This window comes from Paenibacillus zeirhizosphaerae (genome assembly GCF_030705605.1).
Lineage (GTDB): Bacteria > Bacillota > Bacilli > Paenibacillales > Paenibacillaceae > Paenibacillus > Paenibacillus zeirhizosphaerae.
Map to the genome: position 1 here is coordinate 278,603 of NZ_JAPCKK010000016.1, position 10,580 is coordinate 289,182.

The following is a 10,580-nucleotide window of genomic DNA, read 5'->3' on the forward strand; positions in this document are numbered from 1 at the left end:
AAACTATTCTTGATGATGTATAACAGATGAAGCCAACAGCTATCTATGCTACACTGAGGGAACGAGATAAGATGTGAAAGGACGGAACCTATAACCATGACCTATGCTTTCAGGATTGAACCTGCGTATTACATAAGCTTCGAGAATGAAGACGAACTGCTTGACAAATGCAAGACATGGGGCCTGCTTTCAGACAAAGCCACCAAGCTTAAAACCTTCTATTATAAGGGCAACGGCCTGAACATTCCTTGTGAGCTGCTTGGATATGTCGATGATCTGACGGCGGTTATCCAACTGGATAACGGACAGAAACATTGCATCCATCCCTCATATCTGAAAGAAATGCAGGCCTCCGCCTACAACATCAAAACCACGAGAAGTGAGCAGACTGGAGACGACGAATCATCTGTTGCCGGGAAATCCAATACTGACAAGTCCGAAGCTGTTGAAGCTCAGAGACTGGAAAGATGGTCAGCAGATGCCTCCGATTCTGGCATCATTGATGCGGATATCCCTGCGGAGATGCCCAAGAGAGAGCCGGACGACAGCCCGCTCAAGAGCGATCCGGAGGGACTGGTCGATGAAAACGATGCACCTGAAGACAAGGTCAACCGTAACGGATCGGCGAAGTCCAAAAGTGCCAAGGATAAGACACCCAAGCTTGATCTGCCCGAGGACAAGGTCCTCATGATGGCTGTTGTCAAGGAATTCACCACCATTCCCAACCATTTCTCGGATAATGATGATGAGGTCATCATTTATGAGCATGTGAAGATCCTTGAGCCTGAGATGATGGAGATCGGTGCAGCCTGGTCAAGCAACAGCGCCACGATGAAGAAGCATGAGCTGGCTGAAGGAGACGTCCTCACCTTTGATGCCAAAATCATCAAGAAGAAGCTTGTCAAACACCCGGTTCCATACAAAATCAATAGTCCTTCCAAAATTAAGAAGGAATAGCCTTATTACCGAGTTGTTCCGCCAAACCGATTAGAAGTCCTTCTTTTCCACGAATGTAGCAGAGCCGATACGAATCCTCGTACTGAACCACTTCGCCAACGAGCTGAGCACCATGCTTAGTGAGTCTGGACACCATTTCGTCAATGTCTTCAACGGTGAACATGACGCGTAGATAACCGAGGGCATTTACGGGAGCAGTTCGGTGATCTGATATAGTAGGTGGGGTAAGAAATCGCGAAAGTTCAAGTCGGCTGTGGCCATCTGGGGTAACCATCATAGCAATCTCTACACACTGTGAACCCAGCCCGGTTACGCGACCAGCCCATTCGCCTTCGACAGTAGCTCGTCCTTCGAGCTTCAAGCCAATCTCCTCGAAGAAAGAGATTGCGTCATCAAGGGATTCTACAACGATGCCAACATTGTCCATTCTTAGTAATTTGTTTTCTGCCATAGTTTTATCTCCTTATGCGTACAAATTTATTACCTGATCATCTTCGTGTTTATTCTATCAAAAACTACTAATTCCTTCCACATGATTAACATCTTGCCACAGTTCATAATAACAAAGATAAGTCACAATATAGTAAAATGTAAAAACAAGGAATGTGAACTCGCTGCCCGGGGGCTTTGCACGATTATCCCGTTTGATCAGGTACAGAAAAACAGAAACCCGGGAACCGAAATATACTTTAGGCACGCTAAAGAAAATAACGGATCCAATGAGGCACGAAATGCCTGTTGTTACGTTGTTCAGGACAATTGAATGGGTCTATTATTTTTTTGATCGTGCCTTATGGAGAAGCAGACCGGTTCGAGATCATGAGACGATCTTAGGAGAAAGCAGAGCGTTTAGGTGATGTGAAACCGGACCGAAAGAGAAGGCGGGAGAAAAGCAAGGCACCGAAAAAATAAAAAGACCCTGGTCCTCGTTGCCGCTTGAACCCGAATGCTTCCGATGTCCTCGTTCATGCTGACCCACACCGGTCAAGCCACGCACCTCATGCTCACCTCTCCTCGTTCAAGCACTGCGATCAGGCAGCAGCCGCAAGAGGCTGCACCGGTTGGCGCGCGATCAGCCGACAGTAGGTAATCGCCGGAATCGCCACACCGATGTACAGCAACTTCTGCTGCATCGTTCCTTCCGCTCCGGACAGGTGCAGTCGGCGGCGTCCAGTGTACTCGTTGAGGTACGCCTGCAGATGCTTTGGTCCCAAGGCTACATACGTACTCTTCAGCGATTTCCACGCCTCTCTCACCACTTTCCGCAAAGGTGCATACAGCCGATAGGCTTGAGGGAACAACTGTACCGCCGATGCACGGACATCTACCTGTTCGTTGATGAACGCAGCGAGTTCGTGACGATTCGCTCTTTGCCCATCTCCCTTCTTCTGCGGGACCAGGCGGATTTTGACCTGCTCCAGCTCGCCCGACTCGGTGACCATGCACCCGGCTACGACCGCCGAAGCATATGGATGAGGAAAGTGTGGGCGGGACGGATTACGCCCATACTGGTCGCTGTTCACCTTCACGTCTCCACAGAGCAGCTCCCGGGCATCGAACTCACCGATGGCATGGCGGATTTTTTGCAGCATCAACCAGGCGGTTTTGTAGGTGACCTGGATCACCTGGCTCAGCCGCATCGCCGAGATGCCGTCGGGGAGCAGGAACAATTCCAGCGCCTGGAACCACTTGGTCAGAGGGAGATGGGTTCGTTCAAAAATCGTGCCGACCAAAGCCGACGTTTGATGCGCGCACTTTGCGCACTCGAACAAAGGGACACGTCGGGAAGTCAGACGACTGCAGCAGGTGTGAGCGCAACGCGGGCAGACAAAGCCGTTCGGCCACTTCATCGCGATCAATGCCTCCATGCAGGCCTGCTCGTTGTGATAACGACTGCTAAAGGATTGAAGTTCCGTTTCCGCTTGGACTTCCATGTCTGCTCGCCCCCAAATCCATAATCTACGAACATAAGTTCTTTTTCTCATTATACCAAACGTATGTTCTTGTTTCAAGCCGAAAATCCCACTTGAGCTGCCTCTTTTTCTTATCTCTTTTCTCTCTATTCCTTTAGACCCCCAACCTCAACCCTGCATTCTGAACAAAAGGGATAATCGTGCAAAGCTGTATGGAGAGGCACCAGGCAACGGACACCAGACACCACACCCTAAAGACACCCATCTCACTCTGGATATGACCTAATTTCAATGACAAAACGTCCTTAATAAGAAGACGCTTCCCAAACCACTTTCTCAATGGAATGGGAAGCGTCTGTTTTGTTGAATCTGACATAGCAGAAACAAGTTGTCTACCCTCTAGGCACACCCACCGTCACGATTTCGCAGGGGCCAACCTGAACAGACCATTCTTGAGCAGACGATGCATCATCTGCACCGTTCAGCATCATACGGTTTTCGTCGTCTATCCGCTCCTCCAGAATATTACTCCAGTAAGCCTCCACGGAGAACAGTGCCCCGGCCGCAGAAGAAGCAGCACCACAGCTCAGCTCAGTCTGATGACCGCTCATATTGTACCAGCGCAGCATAAGATCACCTGAATCCGGGTTCACCTTGAGCGAAGAGAATGCCAGTCCTGCTCCGCTCCATGCCACTACTGCCGTGTCCGGCACCCAAGCGCCTGCATGAATCCCGGTCTGCTCCGCCGTCCATGGAATCTGGAATTGATAGGCTTCCGCATAGGCTCCATTTGTTATCCCGTCCCCATTATGCGGGATGATCTCCAGACGAACCGTGTGCTCACCAAAACACTGGGCCTCCGGTGTCGGAAACAACCCCCAATCGCCAAGCTCTCCCACCGCACGAAGCAGAGTTACCGCAATGGTATTTCGTCCATCCTGCAATACTTCATATTCATTCAACCCCAGGTTTGCCACCGTCAAACCGGCAGCGGTGTCGCTTACATCGACAAAGGCCTGCTGATGCTGCGTATTGCTCGGATTTTCCCATTCAGGTGCCGACTTATTATCACGGACCACGACCTCGAACATGGAATCCACCTTGTGCGTCGTTGATACAATATCTGTCGGAAACAAAACCCGCAGACGGTGGTCCTTGGCCCCATTATTAAAGGAAGCTTCTACAACCACTCCCTTGCCACCGCGGCTTAAGGACACCACCGTCCGAATGATCAGCGGAACGGTATGCTTGGAACGCTGTGCGGTCCGCTGTGGGTAATAAATCAGCTCTCTCTGCTCCCGATCCAATACCTCGTCAGCGGATGCGGGGATTTCCCAGTGATGAATAATTTCATAGGCTGCTCTGTACGGTGTGTCCTCCAGCACCCGAATCTCGGCACGAAGCTCACGCGTGGTCAGGGCTTCCGTTGCATCCGGCTGTTTGAACATGTACTCATTGCCGATGTCGCCCACATTTTCATAAATCCCAAGCTCCTTATAGCTTCGTCCGGTCTGTTTGTCGGTCACCGTGAACGAACCGTTATCCGAGATGTCCACCTTTAGCCATTCATTCTCCATCCCCCGCTTGCCCGCAAGCAACGAAGACGAAGCAGCCGAGGACGTAGTTGCAGTTTCACTCTTGCGCACCCATGCATACGTTCGAAGACCCAGCGCTGGCACGCTCTCCGCTTCAAAAGTAATCCGTACACGTCGGCAACTGTAAGGCTGACGGAAACGGTCGTCCGGCAGATCATAGCCAAATTGCAGGCCCAGATCCTCTACCGTACAGGCCACTTCCTTGCCTTCGCTGTCCACCAGTATACGTCCGGACAGATCCAGCTCTTGCATACGCCGGGTCGTCTCGGCAAGCGGCAGCCCTTCACGGAAATAAAGGCGGGCCGCGTCCAACTCCAGACTGACCACATCACTGCGTTCCCACCCGGAGGTGTTAAAGACTACAAACGGACAGGCATCCTTTCCCCACCGTTCAAATCCTGTGGTGTCCACCTCATCGGCAATGCGGCGTGCACTATCTGCTATAATCGTTTCTGCCACATGGCGGCTCTTATCGAATCTGGTGACCATCTCCCGGTGCACCTCATCGACACTGCAGCCACATATACTGTCATGCGGATGATTTTGCATCAGCGTTTTCCAGGCATAGGTGAAGCGATCATGCGGGTATTCCTGTCCGAGCAGATGAGCCAGGGAAGCCAGCGGTTCCGCTACCTTTTCCAGCAAAGCTTGACCTGCCTGGTTCATCTGCTTCAGATATACGCGGGCTGAGGCGGTATTCACCAGCGTTCCCCAGCCGTCCGTGCGCTGACTGCGCAGCTCGCCCTTCACCTTGGACAATTCACGATCCAGGGACTGCTCTACCGCAGCGAGATAATCCGCAAAGTTGGAATGAACAAACTCGACATCCGGGAACAGCTGCTGTGCCGTGCGAATCGCTTCCGGCAAATCCAGCTGAATCGGCTGGTGATCACAGCCGTTCATATACAGCAGCTCGCGGGTTGATGCGTATTTCTCGGCATCTGCCAGCTTGCGCTCCCAATACTTGCGGGCCTCCTCCGCATCCGCCGGGATCTCATTGCCGTTGGAGTACCAGTTGGCAAACAGAATCCCCAGCACCCGTGAACCGTCAGGTCCTTCCCACAGCAGCTCTGAGAAACTGGACTCATAACTTCCGTCCGATACGGTATTATTGAAGCCCGTCGGTTTCACCCCGCGCCCAAAAAACACATTATCGATGCCCGCTTGCCGCATTAGCTGCGGTGTCTGTCCCACCAAGCCAAAGGTGTCAGGATAATAACCGATTTTGGAAGGTGTCCCGTAGCGCTTCGCATCTCTGTGCCCCACCTGCATATTCCGCACATTCGCTTCACCGCTCGTAAGAAAAGCATCCTGCAGAATATACCAAGGACCGATGACAATCCGGCCATCCCGAATGTGCTTCATCAAGCGTTCCTTCTGATCCGGCCGCACCTGCAGATAATCTTCAATAATGATGGTCTGTCCGTCGAGATAAAAGCTTTTGAAATCCGGTCCCTGATCCAGTCGCTCCAGCAGCGAGTCCAGCAGGCTGACCAGACGCATATGGTGCTTCTCGTAAGGAAGGTACCATTCCCGGTCCCAATGCGTGTGTGAAATAATGTGCGCTCTTTTGGAATGGCTCATGAGCCTACTTCACCTCTCTCCCATGTAGTGTAATCTCAACTTCTTCAGGACGATATAGCGCCAAGAGCTGGCCGTCCACATCGGTGGCAAACAGAACAGAGCGGTTCTTTTCCAGCAAAAATTCATAGGATATGCCTGTAACCTTATCTCTGACATGTACTTGAACAGACACAGCATATTCGGACACAAAAATGTACAGATTGCCGGCTGCAAACGCAAGCTTCCGGCCATATACGCCCGCGCATTCTCCTCCCGCAAGCCACTCCAGTTCACTTGTTACCCCTGCGAGTTCGGCAGCATAACGATACAGAGCAGCCAGCGGCTCCTCCCGCCCGTTCAACTCGACAGGCAGCGGGCTCCAGAGAATGCTTCCCTTACCGAACGGCACATGCATCACCCCTGCAGGCTGGCCGTCATTCCGCTCCTGTATCCGTTCCTCCTTGGCTACCTCGGCAATCCGGCGCCGGCCATAGGTCAAACGATGCAGTGTGCCTTGAATGTCCAATACTTCTTCACGTTGTACATTGCCCAGCCTGCGTTCACCCAGTATGCCGTCAGCCCGGTCCGTCATGCGCCAGTAAGCGTCCAGACCAAGCGGTCCCGTCACCAGCAAATGGCAGCCTGCGTGCTGCACCAGTTGAAGCAGCTGCTCCAATGCACCACTATCCAAATTATGCGGACTTGGCACCATGATCAGCTTCGGAGGCTGGGACTGCAAAGAGTCCAGATGGTATTCGGATGCACCACGGAACGGAAGCTTGAGCTCATAGGCCATGACCCGGGTCAATCGCGTCGTCCCCTCATATGCCAATGTGCGGTTAGAGAAATCGTTGGAATACGGGAATACGACAGCAATATCTTCCAGATTGCGGTCCGTGAATAAATGAGCGATTTGCTGCATAAAACGTCCAAAATCATAAGACACAGCCGCTTCCGGCTTCTCCGTACCGTCTGCACGCAAGGCACCAATATGCGATTCATTGGCATTGTCCATATAGAAATTCGTGTTCCATATCCACTGCACGGCTCCCGCGCCTCCGGCAGCGAATGCATACGCATACTTACGCTCCAGCAAGCAATGCAGCTCTTCTTCTGTGCGCTTGGCACGCCCCTCCGGCGTCTCCACGTACATAATGCCAGTCTCCTGCACAAGACAAGGCTTATCCGGCGTTTTGGCAAAAATGCTGTCCCACACCAGATCATCATTCAGCCACCAGGAATGCACCGTCGTATAATCCACTTCCTGCTGATAAAAGAACGGTGAAGGCCGCTGCGCTCCGAGCGCCTCGTCCTGCCCGACGGTAACGAGCTGCTGCGGACACAAATCCTTGATCACATCTACCAGCTGCTTCGCCCAGACATTGTGCATATCCATGGAAAACAGGCAGTAATCCAGCCATCTGGTGCCTTTCTTGGCCTGGTGCATATCCTGCACATCAAAGTTGATCTCCTCCGCCTCCGGAATGACCGCAGCCGCAAAATCCGGGAGCTGCTGCGGCGACATATTCCATGCCTCCTGCAGCGCTTCAACCGTACCATGCCGCTGTTCCAGCCAGGCCACAAAAGCTGCCTGCTCATACACATCCCGTGCCGAACGCGGGCCATTGGAGAAAATACGAGCAGGATCAAACATGGACGGCTCATTGATCAGATCCCAGTCGACATTCGTCGTATGCTGATGGCGGCTCACGATGCTGCGAATGAACCGTTTTTGCGCCTCTACGCTCTGCGGATCCAGGTAAGGATTGACTCCTTCCCACGTCTCCGGCGTAAACGAGAAAAAGGTGAACGTAACCTGCAGCCCGTGACGTTTGGCCGTTAGCAGGAAGGCATCAATCGCACGTTGAACCTCCTCGGACACATGGCCGTCGACCTGCATGATATTCCGGTACGCCGTCCATATCCCCGTCCGAATCCAGTTAATGCCTGCGCGGGCCATCTGCTCCATATCACGGTCCCACACATCCGGGTTCGGCAAAAACAGAAACTTGCGCGCCACATCCGAGGCCATATAGGTCATACCCACAACAGGCATGGCACGATCGCCCCTCATAAAATAATCCCGGCCGCGTGTCAGGAGCTCTCCTTCAGACAGCAGAACAGCATCCTGTCCCCAGAAGCCCTGGCGCAGCAAACGAGTCTCACCGCTTGGCCCCTGTGCACGGCAGAAGATTCGATACAGCCCGTTTTGTACGTGAAAAGGTAATGGAATTCGCTCAAACCGCTGCTCTCCGGTCACATCGGCACAAAGCGTATGCTCCCATACCAACTCAACGGAGCCCTGCTGACTCTGAGCTTCACGCTCGATACACAATTCAAAGGTCCAGGTCTCAGGCTGTCTGCGCCGCTCCTCCCCTCGCTGCAAAATCTGCGTTTGCAGCGTCAATACAGGCCGCTCCCCAAGCTCATAGGAAGCATAGTTAGACTTAAGCGACATTTCCGTCACGCCGTTCGCGCAGAATTCCGCCCATTTCAGCAGCTCCGCAGCGCCTCCCTTCTCCCAGAAAGAAGCCGTCAGTGGCTGATTCACGAACATCCATCGTGAGCCCATAAAGGAGCCGCGTGAATTTTCCCACAGCACGACCGGGGCTGCGATATGCCTGCCATCCTTACTCACGCCGGTAAGCAACGGATAAATCTGGGTGCTCATCGGTCCTGCAGAGCCCATCTGATGCGGTAAATCACTGCTTTTCGTCGTATGGGGCACCAGATTCCAGGTATCTGCCCGCTCTAGCAGCTCTTCCTGTCCTGCGAGCAGAGGAATGGTCTCGGAGGCATACAACGCTGTTACCTTAGCAGCCGTTACCTTTAACACCTCATGAATATATAACTCCTGATGATAGGCGGTTTGCTCCGCCTCGACCACCCATTGCTGTTCCTCGCGGCGCACCGGACGTTTGAAAGGAGCTCCGCCGACACTCAGCAGGCTTCCTCCCCTTTTCAGATAAGCTGCAATTGCGGTCCAGGACGGTTTGGGAAAATAAGGCGCATGCAGATTGACAAAGCAGTCTCCTGCCGACATGCCCTCCAGAGCCTCATTCAGCTCCTCCGCCCGTGCTACCCGAATCTCCCCATGCCCATCTCCATGATCTCCCCATGTGCCTACGTCAGGCAGCACGGACATGACCGGAAATTCCCCATCACAGAAAATAAGAGTGCGCCTGCTCACAGCGCTTGTCCAGCTCATAACAGACCTTCCTTCATCGCCTTATATACGAGCTGCGAGAACAGACTGTTGGACCAGGCGAACCATTTGCGGGTGAAGACGGACGGATCGTCGGCGTGAAAGCCTTCATGCATGTAACCTGTGCCGCCATCCGTCGCTTCCAGCAGTCGAATCATCTCCAGCTTCTCTTCAGCGGACTGTGCTGTCAGGCCCTGCATAGACAACCCCATATGCCAGATATAATCCGGCGGTGTATGCGGGCTGCCGAGCCCCTTCGCCACTTTTCCTTCATAATAGAAGGAATTCTCTTTACTGAGCGCAAAACGTCTCGTGTTCTGATAAATCGGATCCTCCGCTGTCGTATAACCCAGATAAGGAATCGATATTAGTCCGGGGGTGCCCGCATCATCCATCAGGCAGTAGTTGCCGAAGCCATCCGTCTCATAAGCGTACATCGGGCCAAATTCCGGATGACGGTAGATCCCGTAAAGCTGAATCCCGTGCACGACCTCTTCCTCCAGAGCCTTAAGCTCCTGCAACAAAGCCAGATCCCGGAACACCCATTCCGCAAACTCCTGCATCTGCCGCAGCGCTACGACCGCGAACATATTACCCGGAATATTGTAGTGAAAATCACAGGCATCATCACTGGAACGGAAGCCGGACCAGATCAACCCCGTATAGTTCACCGGCATGCCAAGCCCCTTGTTACGCAAAGAATCTGTCGGGATGCCGTTATTACGTGTGAAGCGGTAAGGAGATAACTGCGCATGATGCTGCTCGGTTTTGAACAGGTCCACAATTTTGCGCAGAGCGCCTTTAAAGCTGGCATCAAAAATGTCCGTTAATCCGGTTTCCTTCCAATATAGATAGGCCAGACGAATGACAAAGCATGGCGAGTCAATCTCGAATTTGCGCTCCCATACCCACGGAGACATGTCTGTTTCGTCTGTCGTATTCCAATGCCAGTCATTTGCCGACTCGTTAAAGGCATTGGCATAAGGATCAATATGAAGATATTGAATATGCCTTTTGATCAGACCGCCGATGATGCGCTGTAGATCCTTATCGTCCTTAGCCAGTGGGATATAATGAATGACCTGCTCCACAGAGTCTCTTAACCAGGAAGCCGGGATATCTCCGGTAATAACGAAGGTTGTCCCATCCTCCATCAGCTTGGTGGTCGTTTCCAGCGTGTTCGGAAAACAATTTTGGAATAATTGCAGCAGCTTCGGCCTGTCCTTCAGTTGCTCTTCGGCTTCTTTCAGCACTTGCTGAACAGCGCCGGGCAGTTCAAGTGTTGGCATCGGGATCTGGGGTAGTCGGAATTGTTCCATATCTAAAAATTTTGCACTCCTTTTCATC

The 10,580-nt window shown here is 52.6% G+C and carries 6 protein-coding genes; 1 reads left to right on the forward strand and 5 read right to left on the reverse strand.

From position 1 onward, the window contains the following. The first annotated feature begins 96 nt into the window (after positions 1-96). Positions 97-957 (forward strand): hypothetical protein, encoded by an 861-nt coding sequence (locus tag OIN60_RS11065; protein WP_305754925.1) that lies wholly within the window; start codon positions 97-99, stop codon positions 955-957. On the opposite strand, the gene OIN60_RS11070 is transcribed toward OIN60_RS11065, so the two are convergent. The 5 genes from OIN60_RS11070 to OIN60_RS11090 all read right to left on the reverse strand — a co-directional run bounded on the left by OIN60_RS11070 (position 944) and on the right by OIN60_RS11090 (position 10,552). Continuing rightward, positions 944-1,408, reverse strand: a complete 465-nt coding sequence (locus OIN60_RS11070) for a VOC family protein (protein ID WP_305754926.1) — start codon at positions 1,406-1,408, stop codon at positions 944-946. The genes OIN60_RS11065 and OIN60_RS11070 overlap by 14 nt on opposite strands. A 580-nt stretch (positions 1,409-1,988) precedes the next feature. Then, complete coding sequence (locus OIN60_RS11075) at positions 1,989-2,891, reverse strand: transposase (protein ID WP_305754927.1); 903 nt, start codon at positions 2,889-2,891, stop codon at positions 1,989-1,991. Positions 2,892-3,262: 371 nt separating this feature from the next. Beyond that, positions 3,263-6,049 carry an alpha-mannosidase gene (locus OIN60_RS11080; RefSeq protein WP_305754928.1) on the reverse strand — a complete coding sequence of 929 codons (2,787 nt, stop codon included), beginning with the start codon at positions 6,047-6,049 and terminating at the stop codon, positions 3,263-3,265. 4 nt (positions 6,050-6,053) lie between these two features. After that, a complete protein-coding gene (locus OIN60_RS11085; protein ID WP_305754929.1) occupies positions 6,054-9,236 on the reverse strand; it encodes an alpha-amylase family protein in 3,183 nt (1,060 codons plus the stop codon). After that, positions 9,233-10,552 carry a glycoside hydrolase family 125 protein gene (locus OIN60_RS11090; RefSeq protein WP_305754930.1) on the reverse strand — a complete coding sequence of 440 codons (1,320 nt, stop codon included), beginning with the start codon at positions 10,550-10,552 and terminating at the stop codon, positions 9,233-9,235. The genes OIN60_RS11085 and OIN60_RS11090 overlap by 4 nt, the downstream gene beginning before the upstream one ends. Positions 10,553-10,580: the final 28 nt, after the last annotated feature.